Below are 19,501 nucleotides of genomic sequence, written 5' to 3'. Positions count from 1 at the left end.
ACGCTTCCCTGGAAGGAACTCGGTGTCGCAGATGAATCGCAGGCGGGCGCTCCAACTGTTGGCCGCGCTCGGAACCACCGGGTTCGTCGCCGCGTGCGGCTCCGACGGTGACGCCGAGCCGACCGCCGACCGGGGCCCGATCAAGATCGGTTTGATCACGCCGCAGGCCGGTGGTTTCAAGAGCATCGGCGATGACATCACCAATGGCTTCCAGCTCTTCCTCGACCTGCACGACCAGCGGCTGGGCGGCCACTCGGTGGAGCTGCTGACCGCCGACGAGGGCGACACCGCCAAGACGGGCAAGGCCGCCGTCGAGGGCCTGCTCAAGCAGGGCGTCCTGGCACTCACCGGCGTCGTCAACTCGGCGGTGATGGTCGGCATCCGGGACACCGTGGAGCAGGCCCGGGTCCCGCTGATCGGCTCCAACGCCTCACCGAGCAGCCTGCAGAGCGTCTTCTACATCTGGCGGACCTCGTACGTGCTCGACGAGGCCGGCAAGGCGCTGGGCACCTACCTGCGCGACCAGCTGCCGGCGAACGGCCGCGTCGCGATCATCATGCCGGAGAACGTCGGCAGCCCGGACGTCGTCCGCGGCTTCCGGGAGTACTTCGGCACGAACGACCCCCGGATCCGCGACGCGGTGACCTACACCAGCGCCACCTCCAACCCCGGCAAGACGACATACGCCTCGGACATCAGCAGGGCGCTGGCCAAGAAGCCCACAGCGGTCTTCTGCTTCTTCGCCGGAGCGGCGGCGGTGGAGTTCATCAAGCAGCTGCGCGAGAAGTTCGCCGGGCCGATCTACGCACCCGGCTTCCTCACCGAGGGCGCCGTGCTGGAGAACCTGAAGGACAACGCGCTGGGCATCCAGACCGCGCTGAACTACTCGGCCGACCTGAACAACACGTCGAACCGGGTCTTCGCCTCGGCGTACCGCAAGAAGTACCAGGTCACCCCCACCACGTACGCGATGGCGTCGTACGACGCGGCGCAGGTGCTCGACCAGGCCATCCAGCTGACCGGTGGGAAGCCCACGCCGCAGCAGGTCAACCTGGCCCTGGGCAAGATCGGCCAGATCGACAGCCCGCGCGGCATCTGGCAGTTCAACCAGCCGCGTACCCCGCAGCAGAAGTGGTACCTGCGCGAGGTGCAGCGCGACGGTCAGGTCATGTCGAACGTGCTGATCAACGAGCTGGCCACGCTGGGCTGAACGCCCACCCGGAGCACGATTCGGGGCCGGTCTCCCAGTGGGAGGCCGGCCCCGGCACGTTCGCGGGTCAGTGCCGCAGCTCGGCGATGCAGCACTTCACGCTGCCGCCGCCCTTCTTCAGCTCGGCCAGCTCGACCGGGACCGGGGTGTACCCGGCCGCCTTGAGCTTGCCGGCCAGGCGGGTGGCCTCGCTGTTCAGCACCACGTTCGCGCCGTCGCTGACCAGGTTGAGCCCGAAGGCCATCGCGTCCTCGTCGTCGGCGATCACCGCGTCCGGGAAGAGCTGGGTGAGCACCCGCTGACTGGCCGCGGAGAACGCACCCGGGAAGTAGACGACATTCGCGTCGTCGATGGCCGCGAGCGCCACGTCCAGGTGGTAGAAGCGGGGGTCGATCAGGCGCAGCGACACCACCGGACGGCCCAGCGCCTCCTGCGCCTCCGCGTGCGCCGGGATCTCGGTACGGAAGCCGTGCCCGGCCAGGATGAGCCCGCCGTGCGCCTCCGGCACGTACGCGAAGTCGCCCTCACCCTCGTTGGTCTCGCTGGGTGCGATGAACCGCCAGCCCTGCGCGTCATAGAAGGCGTGGTGGGCGGCGGCCTCGGCGGCCCGCTGCTCGTGCTTGAACCGGGCGCCGTAGACGCTGCCGTCCACCACGAAGCCACCGTTGGCGGCGTAGACCATGTCGGGCAGGCCCTGCTCGGCGGTGAGCAGGTGCACCTCGTGGCCGAGGCCGACAAGCGTCTCGCGCAGCCGGTCCCACTGCTTGACGGCCAGGGCCCGGTCGACCGGCGTGGTCACGTCCATCCACGGGTTGATCGCGTACTCGACCGCGAAGTACTCCGGCGAGCACATGAGATATGTCCGCTTTCGCGGGAAACGCTGCTGGTTCACGGTCACCAAGAGTAGGTACCGTGGAACTTTGAAAACAGCCACAAGCGTTGCTTCCCAGAGGCGGAACGTTGCAGATAGACGCGGTAGACCAGCGGATCATTGCGTTACTCGTCGCGGACGCCCGTGCGTCCTACGCCGACATCGGTGCCCGGGTGTCACTCTCCGCCCCGGCGGTCAAACGTCGCGTCGACCGACTGCGCGCCACCGGCGTGATCAGGGGATTCACGGCCGTCGTTGATCCAGCCGCCGTCGGCTGGACCACGGAGGCCTTCGTCGAGCTGTTCTGCGCCGGCCGGACCACCCCGGCGCAGATCGGCGTGGCCGCCCGCCGGCACCCTGAGGTGGTCGGCGCGTACACCGTCTCCGGGGAGGCGGACGCGCTCGTGCACCTGCGCGCCGCCGACATCAGCCACCTGGAGGCGGCACTGGAGCGGCTGCGTGCCGAGTCCTTCGTGACCTCCACCCGCAGCACCATCGTGCTCTCCCGGCTGGTCGAGTCGCCCGGCGTCGGCCCGTCCGCCGGCACCTCTTGACCTCAACCCAGGTTGAGGAGATGGACTGGCCCCGAGTGGGCGAGGCAGCCCACCGGGGCCGAGGGGGCTGTCATGCGGGCGATCTGGTTACGTGAGTTCGGCGGGCCCGAGGTGCTGGTGCCCGGCCCCGCGCCGGACCCGGTCCCCGGTCCCGGCCAGGTGCTGATCGACGTCGCACACGCGAACATCACCTTCGTCGAGACCCAACTGCGCGCCGGTCACCCCGGCCCGTTCCGCCTCACCCCACCGCTGATCCCCGGCAACGGCGTCGGCGGGGTGATCACCGCCGTCGGGCCGGACGTCGACCCGGCGCTGACCGGGCAGCGGGTGGTCAGCGCCACCGGAGGTTCCGGCGGTTACGCCGAACGCGCGGCAGTGGACGCGTCGGCGACGATCGCGGTGCCGACCGGGTTGGCTCTGGACGAGGCGGTGGCACTGCTGGCCGACGGGCGGACCGCCACCATGCTCATCGAGGCGGTCGGCGTACGCCCCGGCGACCGGGTGCTGGTGGAAGCCGCTGCCGGCGGCGTTGGCAGCCTGTTGGTGCAGCTCGCGGTCCGCGCCGGGGCACGGGTGATCGGCGTGGCCGGTGGGCGACGCAAGGTGGACCTGCTACCCGGCCTGGGCGCCGAACTGGCCGTCGACTACCTGCTGCCCGAGTGGGCCGAGCAGGTCCGCGCCGCGGTGGGCGGGGTCGACGTGGTGCTCGACGGGGTCGGTGGTTCGGTGGCCCGGGCCGCCTTCGACCTGCTCCCGCCGAGCGGCCGGATGGTCAGCTTCGGGCTGGCGAGCGGAGAGTGGTCCCCGGTGTCGACGGAGGCCGCCACGGCACGGCAGGTCACCATGATCCGCCCGGACGTGCCACCGGCCCGGCTGCGGGCGTACACCGAACAGGCCCTGACGGACGCGGCGGCCGGCCACCTGCGACCGCTCATCGGCCAACGCTTCCCACTGGAACGCGCCGCCGACGCGCACGCCGCCATCGAGGCGCGCGCGACGGTCGGCAAGACCCTGCTGGACGTGGCCTGATCGAGCTCAGAGGTACATGCCGGTGCGGTGCTCCGACTCGTCGCGTCGGACCGGCTTGTCACCCTCACCGAAGAACCGCTTGCCGCCGAACTCGCCGTGCAGACGGTCGTCCAACTCGTCGGCGAGACCGGTCATCACCTGCACCGCCAGCATCAGATGGGTCGCCTGGAAGTTGCGGCCGAACACCGGGATGGACGCCCACACCGTGTCGTCGGCGCAGTAGAGGCGGCCGATCGGCATCCGGTTCGTCAGTTCGGAGAGCTTGACGTAGAGCCGCTCGGTCGGCTCCACCTCGGTGAGCACCGGGGAGAAGACGTCCACCAGGGGCGGGTTGTCCCGCACGCGCACGAAGACCATCGCCGAGCCGGCGCGGATGGTGATGTCGCCGTCCGAGTCGATCTGCAACCGGTCGGTGTCCGACTTCAACATGGTGGAGACCACGGTTCGGACCCGATCGGCCAGGTCGAGCACGTCGTCCTGCTCGACCTGCGCGGCGGCCGCCTCGGCCAACGCCTCCTCCAGGTCCGCCTCGACGTCGGCGTCCGGACCGAACTCGCTGCGAGCGGTGCCCAGCGGTTCCACGGCCAACGGCTCGCCCTCGGCGTCGTGCACCAGATAGACGAGGAAGGCCGGGTGCGGAGCGCCGTAGACGTCCCGCAGCGTGCGGGAGAGCAGGGTGGCGACCTGGGTCGACTCGGCCGTCGTGGCGTTCAGCCCGAAGGAACCGCCAGAGCCGGCGACCACCCCGGGCGGGGACCAACCGAGCGCGACCATGTCCGCCACCGCGCCCCGGTCCAGTCGGTAGCCCGCCGGCAGAGCGGCGTTGCCGACCGCGCGGGCGGACAACACCCGGTCCGCGTCCACGTCGACGCTGATCGAATAGACAGCGTCCCCGGTGCCGGAGGCGGTGGGGTCCAGGGTCAGGTCGAGGTTTGCGCCGACGGGAAGTTCCCGCAGCCGTACGGCGAGCGCACGGGCGAACTCCCGCCACGCCTCGGTCACCTTCGCCCGCAGGTCGGTGGTGCTGGGCTCGTCGAGCAGGATCGATTCCGCCGGCTCAATCGAAGCGCCGGGCAGCTCACCGTGCGGCGCCGAGGGGTGGTCAGCCGTCATGATCGCCTCCGTCCGTCACGATCACCCTACCCACGCCGCCCGTGGGTCGGATCAGCCCGGACCGGGATCGGACAGCGGCGGTCAGGGGGCCGTCGGGTCCGTGGGGTCGGCGCCCAGCTCGACCGGCCAGGCGCCCGCCAGCGCGCTGAGCCGGGCCGCGGCGTCCGCCGGGTCCGCGCCCCGGCCAACCGCCAACCCGAAGAGGTACGCGGTGACCGGCGCACCCGGACGCAGCACCTGATGGGCGACGTCCCGGGCCAGATCCAGCACCGCCGGCACCGGCACCGCGGTCGGGTCCAGATCCAACTCGGCACACACCGCCGTGACCCAGTCGTCCATCACCGTCATCGCGCCCACTCCTCCGCCCGGCGTACGTCCTCGTCAGTGTCGCAGTCGAACCACGGCGGCGGGCCCTCGCCGGACCAGGCCACCTCCGACACGACGAGCCCCGCCAGCAACGCCCGGACCGGGGCCCCGGACAAGCTGCCGCCCCGCTCGACCGCCAACCGGTCCACCGCCGCCCGCAGCGCGGCCACCCGCCAGATGCCGCAGAGCGACTGCCGCCGCCCACCGCCGTCCACGAAGCACGCCCCGTCGGGTCGCTCACCGCCGCCGAGGCCGTCGCGGGCCTGCGCGAGGCCGTCGCGAGCCGGCGGTGCGGCGAGGCCGTCACGGATCAACGGTGCGGCGAGGCCGTCGCGGGCCGGCGGTGCCGGATCGGTGGGGCCGCCCGCCGAACCGGTGTCGGGGATCTTCCGATCGAGGTGGTGCAGCAGGTCCCCGATCGCGGCCCGGGTGAGCAGCGGCAGGTCGGCGGCGAGCAGCGCGACCAAGGTGACGTCGGTGTCCAGCAGTGCCAGCCCGGCCGCCGCCGCGGCGACCGGGCCCCCGCCGGGCGGGTCCTCCCGGACGACCCGGACGCCCGCCGGCACGGCGTCGGCCGCACCGACAAGCACCCGCGGCGTCGCGTCGGCGACTGCGGCCAGCACCCGGTCGCGCATCGGCCGGCCGCCGATCGGAAGCGCGGGTTTGTCGAGGCCGCCCATCCGTCGGGCGGCCCCACCCGCGAGCACCACGGCGGCGTACGTCCCCACCCGGCCACCGTAGCCGGGACCGGTCCCACCCAGATGTCGGGCGGCTGCGCGAACCCAGCGCGGCGAACGAACACCATGATCCACTCGGATTCGCCGAAAGCGCGGTGTCCCGGTGCCGGGGATACCCCGACTTCAAGGAACACGAGTGGATCACCCCCGGGCACCGCCGGCGGACCGGATCGGAGGGGCATCGGTCGGACGGCGCCGCCGGGTGCCCGATGGCCGGTGGTCGTGCGGGTGTGCCGGCGGGGGGTGGAGGATGGCGGGATGGGACGGGCAACTGATCGACGGGGCGTACTCCGGATCGACCTGGACGCGGCGACCGCCGCACGCGGGGCGATCCGCCGACCGGACACGCTCGCCGTGGAGGAGCCGCTGGAGATCCGGGTCGGCGCGGCAGGCCCCGGCCGACGCCGGCCGCTCGCTGTCACCATGCGTACTCCCGGCGACGATCTGGACCTGGCCATCGGGTTCCTGCTGACGGAGGGGCTGATCCGGTCGACCGACGACGTGTTGACCGCGCAACTCTGTGCCGGCGCGGAGACGCCGAACACGTACAACGTGGTGGACGTGGTGCTCGCCCCCGGCGTACCGGAACCGACCACCGACCCGTCCCGGAACTTCTACACGACCAGCTCCTGCGGTGTCTGCGGCAAGGCCAGCATCGACGCGGTACGCACCCGATCGCTCTTTCCGGTCGCGGCGGACACGCTCAGCGTCCCGGCCACGCTGCTCGCCGAGCTGCCCGACCGGTTGCGCGCCGCCCAGCGCGGCTTCGATCGGACCGGCGGGCTGCACGCGGCGGGGTTGTTCACCCCCGACGGTGAGCTGGTGGTGCTCCGGGAGGACGTGGGCCGGCACAACGCCGTGGACAAGGTGATCGGCTGGGCCGTGCGGGAACGCCGGCTGCCGCTCACCGGGCACCTGCTGCTGGTCTCCGGGCGGGCCAGCTTCGAGCTGACCCAGAAGGCGTGGATGGCGGGGTTGCCGCTGCTGGCAGCGGTGTCCGCCCCGAGCACCCTCGCCGCGGAACTGGCCGACGAGGCGGGGATGACACTTGTCGGCTTCCTGCGCGGGCGGACCATGAACGTCTACACCGGGCCGCACCGGATCATCGTGGAGCAGCCAGCCTGACCCGAGCGGCCCGTCAGCGACCGATCCGGTCGATCAGGTCGAACAGGGCCAGCCTTGCGGCGGCGTCACGGGCGATCAGGAAACCGGCGATGCCGAGGATCCAGCCCAACGCGCTGCCCGCCTTCGTGACGATCCAGGTGTTCAGGCGGGCCAGCACCGGCTCGACCAGTCGCGGGCGGGCCACTCTGGCACCCAGCAGCAGCACCGCCGGCAGCACCATGACCAGGCAGTATCCGGCGAGCAGCGCCACCACGCTCGCCGCTCCCACCTCCGATGTGGCCAACAGACCCACCGCACCGAGGTACGGAAGCATGGTCGCCACCTCGGCCAGCGCCGCGAGCAGCGCCAGCCCGACCAACCAGCGTGCGGAGGAATCTCCGGCGGTGGCCCGGTCCCGCCAGCGCAGGACGCCACCGGTACGGGGACGCCGCTTGCCGTCGTAGCGGAAGCTGAGCGCCAGCATTCCCACGCCCAGCACGAGTTGTGCCCAGAGGACGCCCCGGTTGTCCAGGGCGCCGCCCAGCGCGTCGCCCAGGCTGCTGCCTCCCCAGACCAGAAGCAGCCCAACCGCGAGGTAGAACACCGCGATGGTGGCGAGGTAGCCCAGGATCCGCCGGACGTTGACCGGCCCGGGGGCGAGCAGCAACCAGACCGGGATGAAGAGGGTGCCGATGCTGGTGCTGTCGATCAACGCCAGCCCGGCCAGCGACAGCAGCAACTCGGGGGTCATGTCGTACCAATGCGGAGAACGGCCACGAGATCATTCTCCGGCGGCGACGAGCCTGCCGCGTCGGCCGTGAACAGGAGCAACGCGTACATCCTTCGACGGAGGCGTCGCCGGAAGACCCGTCACGCCAGGTCGAGGATGCTCCAGTTGGTAGGGAGCACCTTCGCCGCCACCTTGGGTCGCACTGTCGCGTAGTGCGCCTCGTGGGTGAGTGCCGCACGGGCGGCATGGCCGAACGAGATGTCGCCGTCCACGGCGCGGGCCAGCCTGCCGGTGTCCTGCACGTCCTCGACGTCGAGCGGCAGCAGACGGATCATCGGGGCAGTCATCATCAGGGCCAGTAGCGCGGCATCGATCTCGTCGGCCACGCTCGCGAAGGCGACAGCGAGGCACGCCGCTGGGACGGCGACCTGCCGACCCTCGTCGGCGACCTCCAGCATCAACTCCCCCACCGAGACGTTGCCCTCGATGTAGGCAGTCAGCGCCGACGCGTCGAACACGGCGGCGATCTGATCGCTCATCCGGGGCGGCCCAACATCCGGCGTCCCTCAGCCAGGGCGTCCGCCGGAATGGGTGTCGCCAGGCGCTCCCGCCATCGCGCCCTACCCGCCTCGGTCACCTCGATGCCGGCGCGCCGCAGCACCTCGTCGAGGTGTACGCGGGCCATCTGCACCCGTACCGCCGCGGTGATGGCGGCCGAGACGTTGGGCTGCTGGTCGAGCCAGTCCGCGACGTCGTCGGGAAGGCTCACGGAGCGCTTCACTGTCACGTCCGCCAGCCTATCAATTCCGGTAGCACCCGCGGTATTACCACGCGGGTGATCGCGTCCTTCAGCGGCGGCCACGACGGCTCCGCTTGCGGGGGCGGATGACGCCGGGCATCCCGACCGACGGCCAGCCGTCCAGCTCCGCCGGGGGCACGCCCCGCCGGAGCAGGTCGTCCAGCAGCAGCGCGAGCGAGTAGTCGGGGTGCAGGCTCAGCGTGCGTTCGAGCGCGACCGCCGCCAACGCGCCCTGCCCGGCACGCCAGGCGGCGAACGCCAGCAGCGCACCCGGCGCGGCGGCCACCTCCGGCTCGGCGCGGCGCAGCACGTCGGTCCAGAGGGCGATGTCCCGGTCCCGGCCGTCGGTGCGTTCCCACGCGTGATCGCGGACCGGCAGGTGGGTCATCAGCAGGCTCAGCCAGGCCACCTCGTCGTCGTCGAGCCGCTCACCACGCCGCTGCCGACGCTGGGCCTCGCGGACCGCCGCCACCCCGGCGGCGCGCAGCGCCCGTGCCCCGAGCAGGTCGCTCTCGGATGCCTGCTCGACCAGCTCGGCCAGTCTCAGCTCGGCGCGGGCGGTGGCCGCGCGGGCCGCCTCCCGGGCCGGCCCCTCCACCGGTGCCACCTGCGCCCCCAGGGCGGCCCGGTCGGGGAGCGCGACCTGACCGGCGAAGACCGCCGAGGCGGTCACCGGGTTGGCGGTCGGGTCGTAGCGGCGACCCTCGGGCGGGCAGCACTCGGGCTCGGTGCAGAGATAGGACCACCAGCGGCCGTCGGTCACCCGCAGCGCGTCGAGCACGTGCAGCCCGAAATCGTTCAACGCGTCGCGCAGCGCGTCCACTGCTGGGGTGACCTGCTCCGGTTGCCCGTAACCCACAACCGTGGCGGCCTCCGCGCCCTGCCGGCGGAGCACACCAGCCAGGTGCCCGGCCAGTCCGCCCAGCTCGGTCGGGTCGGGCAGGTCCGCGCGGGCGGCGAAGACGATCTGTCGGCCGACCAACGCCACGGCGACGACGCTGTCGGTGGGGTGGAAGCCGAGCAGGTACGGCACAGCGGCGATCAGGTCGGCGGGTGAGCGGACGGCGAGCTGAGGGCGTTCGGTCGAGGTCATGTCGGAAGCCTGCGGCGGGCGTGCCGGGCCCTGCCACCCCTGTGGACGACACGCGGCTTATCCACAGTTACTGAACGTGTTTTCCCTGCTCACGCGCCACCTACGGGTGCGGAAAGAGCGCCGATGTCGTCGGGCGACACCTGGCTGTCGTAAGGAGCGGTTACCGTGCGCTGATGGACCTGGCGTACCTGCGCGCGCATCCGGCACACCTCCCGACCTTCCGGACCCATCAGCGGCTCCGGGAGACGCCGGTCGCCGGCGGAAACATCTGCGCGGCCGCCCGGCTCACCCTCGACGACGGCCACTCCGTCTTCGCCAAGTCCTGGCCGGAAGACGCCGACCGACCGGCGCCGGAGGGCTTCTTCGCCGCCGAGGCCGCCGGCCTGCGCTGGCTGCGGGAGGCGGGCACTGTCGGCGTACCCGAGGTGATCGTGGTGTTGCCGGAGCTGCTGGCGCTCGACTGGGTGGAGCCCGGCGAACCGACGCCGGAGGCAGCGGAGCGCTTCGGTCGGGAGCTGGCCGGGCTGCACCGGGCGGGCGCAACCGCCTTCGGTGCCGCCTGGCCCGGCTTCATCGGCTCGCTCCCACAGGACAACACCCTCACCGGCGGGCGCTGGTCGACCTGGTTCGCCGAGCGACGCCTCGCCCCCTACCTGCGACGTTCGGTCGATGCTGGCGCGCTGACCAGCGCCGATGCCGCTCTGGTCGAGCAGGTGATCGGTCGCCTCGACGGGCTCGGCGGCGACGAGCCGCCCGCGCGCATCCACGGCGACCTGTGGCCGGGCAACGTGCTGTGGGGGTTCGACGACCGGGCCTGGCTCGTCGACCCGGCGGCGCACGGCGGACACCGGGAGACGGATCTCGCCCAGCTCGCCCTCTTCGGCGGCATTCCCCACCTGGATCGGGTGCTGGCCGCCTACCAGGAGAGTTGGCCACTACCGGACGGTTGGCGTGACCGCGTGCCAGTGCATCAGCTGCATCTGCTGCTCGTGCACACAGCACTCTTCGGCGTCAGCTTCCGAGATGTGGTCGTCCAGACCGCCCGTGGCGTCCTGAGCCGGGCCGAGCGCGCTACGGTCGACAGGTGAACGTCGCCCCGGGGATCGACGGCGTCCTCGTCGACCGGTACGGCCGTGTCGCCCGGGACCTGCGCGTGTCCCTCACCGACAAGTGCAACCTGCGCTGCACCTACTGCATGCCGGCGGAAGGGCTCCCCTGGCTGGCCGGCCCCGAGTTGCTGACCGACGAGGAGATCGTCCGGCTGGTCCGGGTGGCTGTCGAGCTGCTCGGCGTGACCGAGGTGCGGTTCACCGGCGGTGAGCCGCTGATCCGAGCCGGGCTGGTCGACATCGTGACGGCGGTCGCCGCCCTCGAACCCCGCCCCCGGGTCTCGCTGACCACCAACGGCATCGGCCTGGACCGAGTGGCCCCGGCGTTGCGGGCGGCCGGCCTGGACCGGGTGAACGTCTCACTGGACACCCTGGACCCGGACCGGTTCACCAAGCTCACCCGGCGCCCCCGCCTCGACGCGGTGCTGGCCGGGCTTGCCGGTGCGGCGACCGTCGGGCTCAGCCCCGTGAAGATCAATTCAGTGCTGATGCGTGGTGTCAACGAGGACGAGGCGCCGGCGCTGCTCCGCTTCGCCCTTGAGCACGACTACCAGCTGCGGATCATCGAGCAGATGCCGTTGGACGCCCAGCACGGTTGGGCCCGCGACACCATGGTCACCGCCGAGGAGATCCTGGCGTCACTGCGTACCGTATTCGATCTGAGCCCCGACCCGACCGAGCGCGGCGCGGCACCGGCGGAGACCTGGCTGGTCGACGGAGGCCCCGCCCGGGTCGGCGTGATCGCCAGCGTCACCCGCCCCTTCTGCGGGGACTGCGACCGCACCCGGTTGACAGCCGACGGCCAGGTCCGCGCCTGCCTCTTCGCCACCGAAGAGTCGGATCTGCGCGCCGCGCTGCGCACCGGTGCCGACGACGACGAGTTGGCCCGGCGCTGGCGTACCGCGATGTGGGGCAAGCGTGCCGGGCACGGCATCGACGATCCCACCTTCCTCCAGCCGACCCGCCCGATGTCAGCGATCGGAGGCTGAGCGTGGAGTCGACGACGCTGACCATCCGCTACTTCGCGGGCGCCCGCGCCGCCGCCGGCCGCGCCGAGGAGATCGTGCCGGCTGGGCGGTCACTCGACGACCTCACGGCCGAGCTGACCGAGCAGCACGGCGACCGGCTCGCCGGGGTGCTGCGGGTGGCGAGTTTCCTCGTGAACGGCGTCAGCTGTCATGATCGTCAGACCCCCCTACCGGCCGGGTCCACGATCGATGTCCTGCCCCCGTTCGCGGGCGGCTGAGGGAGGCTTCACACATGATGGCGGTTCTGGGGTTCGTGGCTGTCCTGGCGCTGGTCACCGGCCTCATCCACCTCTACCTGTGGAAGCGGCTCGTTCGGGACGCCACCGCGCCGGGCCGCTGGCGACGGGTCGGCGGGATCGCCGCAGTGGTGCTGGCACTGCTCGTGCCGGTCACGATGGCCGGCACGCAGGCCGGGCTCTACTGGCTCGCCTGGCCCGGCTACCTGTGGCTCGCGCTGATGTTCTACCTGCTGATCGTCCTGGTCGTGCTGGAAGTCCCGATGCTCGTCGCCCGGCTGGTGCTGCGCCGCCGGGTGGTCGCCGCGGAGCCCACCACCGCCGCGCCCGAGCCGGTGCTCGTCGGGGCCGCCGGGCCGACCGACCCGCCGGCCGCCGACGCCGTCGCGGCACCGGACCACGACCCGTCCCGTCGGTTGGTGCTCGCCCGTGGGGCCGCCATCTTCGCCGGTCTCACCGCCACAGGCATCGTGGGGTACGGCGTTCGCACGGCACTCGGTCCACCCCAGCTCGACCGGGTACGCATCCCGCTCGCCAAACTCCCCCGCAGCATGGACGGCCTGCGCATCGCCACCGTCTCCGACATCCACCTCGGTCCGCTGCGCGGCCGGGCGCACACCGAGCGGATCGTCGCCGCGATCAACCGGCTCGACGCGGACCTGGTCGCGGTGGTCGGCGACCTGGTCGACGGGTCCGTCGCCGAACTCGGCGCGGCCGCCGAGCCCCTGCGTGACCTGCGCTCCCGGTACGGCAACTTCTTCGTCACCGGCAACCACGAGTACTACTCCGGGGTGGAGGAGTGGGTCCAGGAGGTCGACCGGCTCGGCCTACGGGTCCTACAGAACCAGCGGCAGGAGATCCAGGCTCGGGGTGGTGTGCTCGACCTGGCCGGCGTGAACGACCTCACCGGGGCCGGCACCGGCCTCGCCGCCGGCCCGGACTTCGCCGCCGCCCTCGGCGACCGCGACCCGAGCCGTCCCGTGGTCCTGCTCGCGCACCAGCCGCTGGCGGCGAAGGAGGCCGCCCGCTACGGCGTCGACCTGCAACTGTCCGGGCACACCCACGGTGGGCAGATGGTGCCGTTCAACCTGGCCGTCAGGCTCGAACAGCCGGTGGTCAGCGGCCTCGGCGAGGTCGACGGCACGAAGGTCTACGTGACCAACGGCGCCGGTTTCTGGGGGCCACCGGTCCGGGTCGGGGCCGAGCCGCAGATCAGTCTGGTCGAGCTGCGCTCGGCATAGCGGAGGTCACGTCCGCGCGTGGCGGCGGGTGGCCGGCGCGGCGGGCGTGACAGGATGCGGCGTGCCCCCGTTCAGCGCCGTACCCCCCGGTGGCCTACCGCCATTCGTCGCGGACCTGCACATCCACTCGAAGTACTCGCGCGCGTGCAGCCGTGACCTCACCCTGCCGAACCTCGCGTGGTGGGCCCGGCGTAAGGGCATCGGCCTGCTCGGCACCGGCGACTTCACCCACCCCGCCTGGTACGATCACCTGCGGGAGACGCTGCGCCCGGCCGAACCGGGGCTCTACCGGCTCGACCCGGAGGCGGAACGGGACCTCGCCCGGCGGCTGCCACCCCGACTCGCGCCGAACGCGGAGGCGGACCCGGTCCGGTTCATGCTGAGCGTGGAAATCTCCACCATCTACAAGCGGGACGACCGGACCCGCAAGGTGCACCACCTGATCTACCTGCCGGATCTGGACGCGGTGGCCCGGTTCAACACCGCCCTGGGCCGGATCGGCAACCTCGGCTCCGACGGCCGGCCGATCCTCGGACTGGACTCCCGCGACCTGCTGGAGATCACCCTGGAGGCCAGCCCGGACGGCTACCTGGTGCCGGCACACATCTGGACTCCCTGGTTCTCCGCGCTGGGCTCGAAGTCGGGCTTCGACGCGATCGCGGACTGCTACGCCGACCTGGCCGAGCACATCTTCGCCGTGGAGACCGGGCTCTCCTCCGACCCCGCCATGAACTGGCGGGTCGGCAGCCTGGACGGCTACCAACTGGTGTCCAACTCGGACGCGCACTCGCCGCCGGCGCTCGGCCGGGAGGCGACGGTGCTGACCGCCGAACGGGACTACTTCGCCGTTCGGGAGGCGCTGCGTACCGGTGACGGCCTGGCTGGCACCATCGAGTTCTTCCCGGAGGAGGGCAAGTACCACGCGGACGGGCACCGGCTGTGCGGGGTCAACTGGACTCCGGAGCGCACCCGGGCCGCCGACGGGCGCTGCCCCGAGTGCGGCAAACCCCTCACCGTGGGTGTCCTCAGTCGGATCGAGGAGTTGGCGGACCGGCCGGACGGACACCGGCCGGCGCACGCCCGGGACGTCACCCACCTGGTGCCGCTGGGCGAGATCCTCGGCGAGATCAACAAGGTGGGTGCCCGGTCGAAGAAGGTCGAGGGGCGGCTCAACGAGCTGCTGGCCACGCTCGGCCCCGAGCTGGAGATCCTGACCACGACGCCGCTGACCGAGATCGCGCAGGCCGGTGGTGAGCTCCTCGCGGAGGGCATCGGGCGGCTGCGGCGCGGCGACGTCCGCCGGGTGCCCGGTTACGACGGCGAGTACGGCGTGATCACGCTCTTCGACCCGGCCGAGCTGGGCGCGCAGGAGACACTGTTCGACGTACCGGTGCCGGCGCAGCGACGCCCCTCGGAGCCGGCTCCACGGGTCCCGGCCAAGCGCCCGGCGGCGGCCAAGGCGGAGCCGAAGCGGAAGCCGGTCCCGGCGCCCGCGCCGCCGATCGCGTCACCGCCGTCTCCGCACGAGCCGTTCGAGCCGATGCTCTCCGGCATGGAGGAGGTCGGCACCGGCCTGCTGGACCGACTGGACGCCATGCAGCGGGTGGCCGCCTCCGCACCCGGCGGTCCGCTGCTCATCGTGGCCGGTCCGGGCACCGGCAAGACCAGGACGCTCACCCACCGGATCGCGTACCTCTGCGCGGAGCTGAACGTCTTCCCCGAGCACTGCCTCGCGATCACCTTCACCCGTCGGGCAGCCGAGGAACTGCGGCACCGCCTCGACGGCCTGCTCGGCCCGGTCGCCGAGGACGTCACGGTGGGTACGTTCCACGCGTTGGGGCTGACCATCCTGCGGGAGAACGTCGGCGCAGCGGGTCTCCCCGCCGACTTCCGGATCGCCGACGACGCCGAGCGGGCGGCGGCACGCACCGAGGCCGGCGACGACAGCGCCGCTTACGTGTCGTTGCTGCGCAAGCAGGACCTGGTCGACCTGGACGAACTGGTGACCCTGCCGGTGGAGCTGCTGCGGGCCGACCGGAAGCTTGTCGACCGGTACCGGGACCGCTGGCGGTGGATCTTCGTCGACGAGTACCAGGACGTCGACGAGGTGCAGTACGAGCTGCTGCGGCTGCTCAGCCCCGCCGACGGCAACCTCTGCGCGATCGGCGACCCGGACCAGGCCATCTACTCGTTCCGGGGTGCCGACGTCGGCTACTTCCTGCGATTCTCCGAGGACTTCACCGACGCCCGACTGGTCCGACTCAACCGCAACTACCGCTCGTCGGCCCCGATCCTGGCCGCCGCCGTGCAGGCCATCGCGCCGTCCTCGCTGGTCCGGGGCCGGCGGCTGGACCCGGCCCGGCTCGACCCGGAAGCTCCGCTGGTCGGGCGGTACCCCGCGGAGTCGGTGAACGAGGAGGCCGACTTCGTCGTGCGTACCGTCGACGATCTGGTCGGCGGGTTGTCGCACCGCTCGCTGGACTCGGGCCGCATCGACGGCCGGTCCACCTCACTGTCGTTCTCCGACATCGCCGTGCTGTACCGCACCGACGCGCAGGCCGCCCCGATCGTGGACGCCCTGACCCGGGCCAACATCCCTGTGCAGAAGCGTTCCCACGACCGGCTGCGGGATCGGCCCGGGGTGGCGGCCATCGCCCGGGAGCTACGACACGCCGACGGCCTGTCCGGCTCACTTGCCGCCCGGGTGCGGCTGGCCGGTCAGGTGGTCGCCGAGCGGTTCGCCGTGCCCACCCTGGACGGCGCCAGCAGTGCGGTCCGCCCCGAGGACGTCCGCTCGGCCGTGGACCTGCTGACCCCGCTGGCCCGACGCTGCGGTGACGACCTGGAGGCCTTCCTGTCGCAGTTGGCCACCGGCGCCGAGGTGGACGCCCTCGACCCGCGCGCCGAGGCGGTCACGCTGCTCACCCTGCACGCCGCGAAGGGCCTGGAATTCCCGGTTGTCTTCCTGGTCGGTGTCGAGGACGGGTTGTTGCCGTTGCGCTGGCCGGGCTCGACGCCCGACGAGGACGCCGTCGCCGAGGAGCGCCGGCTCTTCTTCGTCGGCCTGACCCGGGCCCAGGACCGGCTGTACGTCAGTCACGCCGCCCGCCGCACCCGGCACGGCACCGAGCGCGACTGCGCACCTTCGCCGTTCCTCAGCACCATCGACCCCGGCCTCTTCGAACGCTTCGGCGAAGCCGAACCCCGCCGCCCCAAGGACCGCCAACTCCGCCTGATCTAAGCCCGAGCCGCCGAGCCGTCGCCGATCTTGCACTTTCGGTTGCCGATGTGCGTGGGATGCCTCTTATGTCGGCGCAGAAACTGCAAGATCGACGAAGCCTGGGGGCGGGGCCGGGCCGGGGCGGGGGGGTGTTAGGGGAGGAGGGCGGCTAGCCAGGCGCCCGCCAGCAGGGCCGGGCCGAGGGGTAGCAGGGTGGTCCGGCGCACCTTTCGGGTGACGAGCAGGGCGAGCACCAGACCGCCGTGCAGCACGTGCGGCAGGAGCAGCCCGGTCAGCAGGGCGTCCCACCCCAACCAGCCGAGCGGCAGGCCGAGGACGGCGGCGAGTTTCACGTCCCCGAAACCCAGCCGTGAGCCGGGCAGCAGGGCCAGCAGCACGTGCGCCCCGCCCGCGACTGCCGCACCTGCCAACGCGCCGGGCAGCCGGCCGGGAGTGCCGGACAGCAGCGCCGCTGTGATCAGCCCTCCGAGGGCCAGCAGCCCGGCGACGAGGACCAGCGGGTCGGGCAGCCGCAGGCAGGCCAGGTCGACCCGCGCCAACACCAGACCAACCGCCGCGACCGCGAGGAAGACCGGCAGCGCCGGGTCGTCACCCACGGCGACGGCAAGGCCGGCGAAGACGCCGGCCGCCACCACCGGGCCGACCCAGGGCCGCCGGACCGGCTGCGGCAGTGAAAACGCCGGTGGCCGGGCGTCCGCGGTGGCGAAACACCGCGACACCAGGGGTACGACGAGGCCGACCAACGCGCCGAGCAGCGCGATCGACACCAGCGCGGCGGCCGACATGGGCCGGACGTTACTGGCGGTCGCGCACCGGTGTGTCCCCCGATCGTGATGCCGGCGTATCCCCCGATCGTGATCTCGTGCCCGCCCGACGCGGCCGTTCGGTGGTCACCACCACGGCGACCCCGGCGACGATGACGGCACCGCCGAGCAGCACCTGCGGGGTGATCGGCTCGGCCACCAGCAGCGCGCCGAGCGCCACCGCAACCGCCGGGTTCACGTAGGCGTACGTCGACACCAGCGAGATCGGCGCGTTGTGCAGCAGCCAGACGTACGCGGTGAAAGCCACCAGCGAGCCGGCCACCATGAGGTAGCCCAACGCCAACCAGGACCGGGTGCTCACCGCCGCCGGGTGGAAGTCGGCCAGTTCGCCCCGACCGGCGGCGAGGGCCACCAGCACCAGCGCGCCGGCCATCATCTCGTACACCGTGGCCACGAACGGGTCGGCGGGCATCCGGATCCGTCCGGACAGGAACGACCCGACCGACCAGGAGGTGGCCGCCGCCACCACTGTCAGCGCCCCGACCAGGGGCACCGCTGCCGAACTACCGCTCGGCAGCACCAGCAGGACGAGGCCGGCGAAGCCCACCGTGACTCCGGCGAACGTCCAGATCGGCGGCCGGTCCCCGGTGGCCGAGCGCAACAGCACGACCAGCAGCGGCACCGTGGCCACCAGCAGCGCGGCGATCCCGGACGGCAGCGCCACTCCCGGTGGCCCCGATTCGGCGAGCACCACCAGGCCGTTGCCGGCGCTGAGCAGGAGTACCCCGACCAAGGCGGCCGAGCCGAGTTGCCGTCGGTCCACCCGCAGCGCGCCGGGGCCTCGCCGCAGTCGCAGCACCACCGCCAGGACCAGGCCGGCCACGGCGAAGCGGAGCGCGGCCGACAGCAGCGGAGGCAGTGTCTCCACTGTGATCCGGATGGCCAGATAGGTCGACCCCCAGAGCACGTAGACCACGATCAACGCGGTCCAGATCACTGTCGGTGTGCTGTTGGCACGACGGCCGGCGAGGGCCGTGGCGCTCGGTGGAGGTGAGCTCATCAGTGGACCACGCTACGGTGACCCCGGAGCCCGCGTCGCGCTTTGGTGGCCGGCCTCTCACCACTTGTGCAGGAGGGCGGCATGACGAACTACGGACAACCGGGGAGCGGCCACCCGGGGCCGTGGCGTGGGCAAAGACCCGACGAGACGCCCGGTCGACCGCCGCAGCAGCCCTACCCGCCCGCGGCGGAGCCCTACCCGCCGGCGGTCCCGTCGTACCCGCCCGCACCGCAGGGACGACCCGGGGCGTACGGCGGCCCACCCTCCCCGCCCTACGGTGCGGCACCGGACGCGCCCTACGGTGCGGCATCCGACGCGCCCTACGGCGGCGGTACGGCCACGCCCTACGGCCACGAGCCCAGCCCGCCCTACGGCGGCCAGTACCAGCCGACCCCGACGTACGGCGGGCAGCCGTACCGGCCCGACGACCCGTACGGCGAGGATCCGGCACCGAGCCGGCGCGGTCGGGGGCCGCTGATCGCGGTACTGGCCGTCGTACTTCTGCTGGTGGTGGCCGCCGCCGGGGCGTTCTGGTTGCGCAGTGGGCCGAGCGACCCGCCGCCGGCAGCCGCGCCGAGCAACTCGGCCGTTGCCGGTGAACCCAGCGCGGACGCGGTAGAGCCCGCGCCGAGCGCGGCCGCGCCGGAGTCGTCGGCCGATCCCCGGTTCGCGAAGGTCGGCCAGTGCGTCCGCAACGACGGCACCGCTGGTGGCAAGCCGAAGCTGCTGATCAGCGGCTGTACCGCGAAGTCGTACGAGGTGCTGAGCCGGATCGACGGCCCGACCAGCGGCGAGCGGGACGCCGAGGCCAAATGCGGCAAGGTCGAGGGCTACACCAACTGGTATTTCTTCGACAGTGAGCTGGACACTCTCGACTTCGTCCTCTGCCTCAAGCAACGCTGAGACCACCCACCCCCGGGGATGACATGACGACCTACGGACCTACGGGTTCCGACCAGCCGGACGATCCGTACCAGCGCCCGCCCAACGGGCCTGACAGCGCACCACCGGTCGATGAGACGGTGCCGCTGCGGAGCACGCCGCCGCCCGCGGACGACCCGACCCGGCAGCAGTGGGGTCCCCCGCCGGCCGGCGGGGAGCCACCGACGGCACCCATGTCGGCGCCGCCGACCCCGCCGCTGTGGGGGGCGCCGCCCCCCACGGGCCCCGGGTGCCCACCGCCCCCCCCCGACCCGCCCCCGCGGCCCACACCGCC

Annotated in this window: 19 protein-coding genes and 1 pseudogene; 10 read left to right on the top strand and 10 right to left on the bottom strand. The window is 72.4% G+C overall.

What is annotated here, in order from left to right; all coding sequences use genetic code 11:
• The first annotated feature begins 22 nt into the window (after nt 1–22).
• On the top strand, nt 23–1,210 hold the full coding sequence (locus tag AB0B48_RS00100; RefSeq protein ID WP_357193589.1) for an ABC transporter substrate-binding protein: 1,188 nt from the start codon (nt 23–25) through the stop codon (nt 1,208–1,210).
• A 67-nt stretch (nt 1,211–1,277) separates the two neighbouring features.
• On the opposite strand, the gene ddaH is transcribed toward AB0B48_RS00100, so the two are convergent.
• A complete protein-coding gene (ddaH, locus tag AB0B48_RS00095; RefSeq protein ID WP_355004492.1) occupies nt 1,278–2,111 on the bottom strand; it encodes a dimethylargininase in 834 nt (277 codons plus the stop codon).
• 59 nt (nt 2,112–2,170) lie between these two features.
• On the opposite strand from ddaH, the gene AB0B48_RS00090 reads away from it, so the two are divergent.
• Nucleotides 2,171–2,635 (top strand): Lrp/AsnC family transcriptional regulator, encoded by a 465-nt coding sequence (locus AB0B48_RS00090; RefSeq protein WP_357193585.1) that lies wholly within the window; start codon nt 2,171–2,173, stop codon nt 2,633–2,635.
• A 72-nt stretch (nt 2,636–2,707) separates the two neighbouring features.
• Nucleotides 2,708–3,664, top strand: a complete 957-nt coding sequence (locus AB0B48_RS00085; protein WP_357193582.1) for a zinc-binding dehydrogenase — start codon at nt 2,708–2,710, stop codon at nt 3,662–3,664.
• 6 nt (nt 3,665–3,670) lie between these two features.
• Here the strand turns inward: AB0B48_RS00085 and AB0B48_RS00080 are convergent, their stop codons facing one another.
• The 3 genes from AB0B48_RS00080 to AB0B48_RS00070 form a co-directional block, all read right to left on the bottom strand.
• Nucleotides 3,671–4,777 (bottom strand): hypothetical protein, encoded by a 1,107-nt coding sequence (locus AB0B48_RS00080; RefSeq protein ID WP_357193579.1) that lies wholly within the window; start codon nt 4,775–4,777, stop codon nt 3,671–3,673.
• A gap of 81 nt (nt 4,778–4,858) precedes the next feature.
• Nucleotides 4,859–5,125 (bottom strand): DUF6457 domain-containing protein, encoded by a 267-nt coding sequence (locus AB0B48_RS00075; protein ID WP_355004496.1) that lies wholly within the window; start codon nt 5,123–5,125, stop codon nt 4,859–4,861.
• Nucleotides 5,122–5,871, bottom strand: coding sequence for an NTP transferase domain-containing protein (locus AB0B48_RS00070; protein WP_357193576.1), 750 nt, complete (start codon nt 5,869–5,871; stop codon nt 5,122–5,124). The genes AB0B48_RS00075 and AB0B48_RS00070 overlap by 4 nt, the downstream gene beginning before the upstream one ends.
• Before the next feature lie 267 nt (nt 5,872–6,138).
• Here AB0B48_RS00070 and fdhD point away from each other — a divergent pair, with 267 nt between their 5' ends.
• Nucleotides 6,139–7,005 (top strand): formate dehydrogenase accessory sulfurtransferase FdhD, encoded by an 867-nt coding sequence (gene fdhD / locus AB0B48_RS00065; protein ID WP_357193573.1) that lies wholly within the window; start codon nt 6,139–6,141, stop codon nt 7,003–7,005.
• A gap of 13 nt (nt 7,006–7,018) precedes the next feature.
• Here the strand turns inward: fdhD and AB0B48_RS00060 are convergent, their stop codons facing one another.
• The 4 genes from AB0B48_RS00060 to AB0B48_RS00045 all read right to left on the bottom strand — a co-directional run bounded on the left by AB0B48_RS00060 (nt 7,019) and on the right by AB0B48_RS00045 (nt 9,606).
• Entirely contained in the window at nt 7,019–7,735 is a 717-nt protein-coding gene (locus AB0B48_RS00060) for a GAP family protein (protein WP_357193570.1), read from the bottom strand.
• Nucleotides 7,736–7,854: 119 nt separating this feature from the next.
• Nucleotides 7,855–8,253, bottom strand: a complete 399-nt coding sequence (locus AB0B48_RS00055; protein WP_357193568.1) for a hypothetical protein — start codon at nt 8,251–8,253, stop codon at nt 7,855–7,857.
• Nucleotides 8,250–8,501 (bottom strand): hypothetical protein, encoded by a 252-nt coding sequence (locus AB0B48_RS00050; RefSeq protein ID WP_357193565.1) that lies wholly within the window; start codon nt 8,499–8,501, stop codon nt 8,250–8,252. Before AB0B48_RS00050 ends, AB0B48_RS00055 begins: the two co-directional genes overlap by 4 nt.
• A 61-nt stretch (nt 8,502–8,562) precedes the next feature.
• Nucleotides 8,563–9,606: a DUF4192 domain-containing protein gene (locus AB0B48_RS00045; RefSeq protein WP_357193562.1), complete on the bottom strand. Its 1,044-nt coding sequence runs from the start codon at nt 9,604–9,606 to the stop codon at nt 8,563–8,565.
• Between the two features lie 173 nt (nt 9,607–9,779).
• Here AB0B48_RS00045 and AB0B48_RS00040 point away from each other — a divergent pair, with 173 nt between their 5' ends.
• The 5 genes from AB0B48_RS00040 (at nt 9,780) to AB0B48_RS00020 (ending at nt 16,461) form a co-directional block, all read left to right on the top strand.
• Nucleotides 9,780–10,694 (top strand): fructosamine kinase family protein, encoded by a 915-nt coding sequence (locus tag AB0B48_RS00040; protein WP_357193559.1) that lies wholly within the window; start codon nt 9,780–9,782, stop codon nt 10,692–10,694.
• Entirely contained in the window at nt 10,691–11,704 is a 1,014-nt protein-coding gene (gene moaA / locus AB0B48_RS00035) for a GTP 3',8-cyclase MoaA (protein ID WP_357193556.1), read from the top strand. The genes AB0B48_RS00040 and moaA overlap by 4 nt, the downstream gene beginning before the upstream one ends.
• 2 nt (nt 11,705–11,706) lie before the next feature.
• Entirely contained in the window at nt 11,707–11,961 is a 255-nt protein-coding gene (locus AB0B48_RS00030; protein ID WP_357193553.1) for a MoaD/ThiS family protein, read from the top strand.
• Nucleotides 11,962–11,975: 14 nt separating this feature from the next.
• On the top strand, nt 11,976–13,220 hold the full coding sequence (locus tag AB0B48_RS00025) for a metallophosphoesterase (RefSeq protein WP_355004506.1): 1,245 nt from the start codon (nt 11,976–11,978) through the stop codon (nt 13,218–13,220).
• A gap of 61 nt (nt 13,221–13,281) precedes the next feature.
• Nucleotides 13,282–16,461 carry a UvrD-helicase domain-containing protein gene (locus tag AB0B48_RS00020; protein WP_357193549.1) on the top strand — a complete coding sequence of 1,060 codons (3,180 nt, stop codon included), beginning with the start codon at nt 13,282–13,284 and terminating at the stop codon, nt 16,459–16,461.
• Between the two features lie 131 nt (nt 16,462–16,592).
• Here the strand turns inward: AB0B48_RS00020 and AB0B48_RS00015 are convergent, their stop codons facing one another.
• On the bottom strand, nt 16,593–17,246 hold the full coding sequence (locus tag AB0B48_RS00015) for a prepilin peptidase (protein WP_357193546.1): 654 nt from the start codon (nt 17,244–17,246) through the stop codon (nt 16,593–16,595).
• Nucleotides 17,247–17,256: 10 nt separating this feature from the next.
• Nucleotides 17,257–18,285 carry an EamA family transporter gene (locus tag AB0B48_RS00010; RefSeq protein WP_357193543.1) on the bottom strand — a complete coding sequence of 343 codons (1,029 nt, stop codon included), beginning with the start codon at nt 18,283–18,285 and terminating at the stop codon, nt 17,257–17,259.
• A 432-nt stretch (nt 18,286–18,717) separates the two neighbouring features.
• Here AB0B48_RS00010 and AB0B48_RS00005 point away from each other — a divergent pair.
• Nucleotides 18,718–19,188: pseudogene (locus tag AB0B48_RS00005) on the top strand (hypothetical protein); the annotation flags it as partial.
• Nucleotides 19,189–19,501: the final 313 nt, after the last annotated feature.

It is taken from the genome of Micromonospora sp. NPDC049089, from assembly GCF_040648775.1.
GTDB lineage: Bacteria > Actinomycetota > Actinomycetes > Mycobacteriales > Micromonosporaceae > Micromonospora.
This window is presented reverse-complemented; position numbering and strand designations above follow the sequence as displayed.

Excerpts from the sequence above, each read along its gene's own strand:
- AB0B48_RS00085 (WP_357193582.1), top strand. The coding sequence starts at position 2,708 with ATGCGGGCGATCTGGTTACGTGAGTTCGGCGGGCCCGAGGTGCTGGTG.
- AB0B48_RS00080 (WP_357193579.1), bottom strand. The coding sequence starts at position 4,777 with ATGACGGCTGACCACCCCTCGGCGCCGCACGGTGAGCTGCCCGGCGCT.
- AB0B48_RS00075 (WP_355004496.1), bottom strand. The coding sequence starts at position 5,125 with ATGACGGTGATGGACGACTGGGTCACGGCGGTGTGTGCCGAGTTGGAT.
- fdhD (WP_357193573.1), top strand. The coding sequence starts at position 6,139 with ATGGGACGGGCAACTGATCGACGGGGCGTACTCCGGATCGACCTGGAC.
- AB0B48_RS00060 (WP_357193570.1), bottom strand. The coding sequence starts at position 7,735 with ATGACCCCCGAGTTGCTGCTGTCGCTGGCCGGGCTGGCGTTGATCGAC.
- AB0B48_RS00055 (WP_357193568.1), bottom strand. The coding sequence starts at position 8,253 with ATGAGCGATCAGATCGCCGCCGTGTTCGACGCGTCGGCGCTGACTGCC.
- AB0B48_RS00045 (WP_357193562.1), bottom strand. The coding sequence starts at position 9,606 with ATGACCTCGACCGAACGCCCTCAGCTCGCCGTCCGCTCACCCGCCGAC.
- AB0B48_RS00040 (WP_357193559.1), top strand. The coding sequence starts at position 9,780 with ATGGACCTGGCGTACCTGCGCGCGCATCCGGCACACCTCCCGACCTTC.
- AB0B48_RS00025 (WP_355004506.1), top strand. The coding sequence starts at position 11,976 with ATGATGGCGGTTCTGGGGTTCGTGGCTGTCCTGGCGCTGGTCACCGGC.
- AB0B48_RS00015 (WP_357193546.1), bottom strand. The coding sequence starts at position 17,246 with ATGTCGGCCGCCGCGCTGGTGTCGATCGCGCTGCTCGGCGCGTTGGTC.
- AB0B48_RS00010 (WP_357193543.1), bottom strand. The coding sequence starts at position 18,285 with ATGAGCTCACCTCCACCGAGCGCCACGGCCCTCGCCGGCCGTCGTGCC.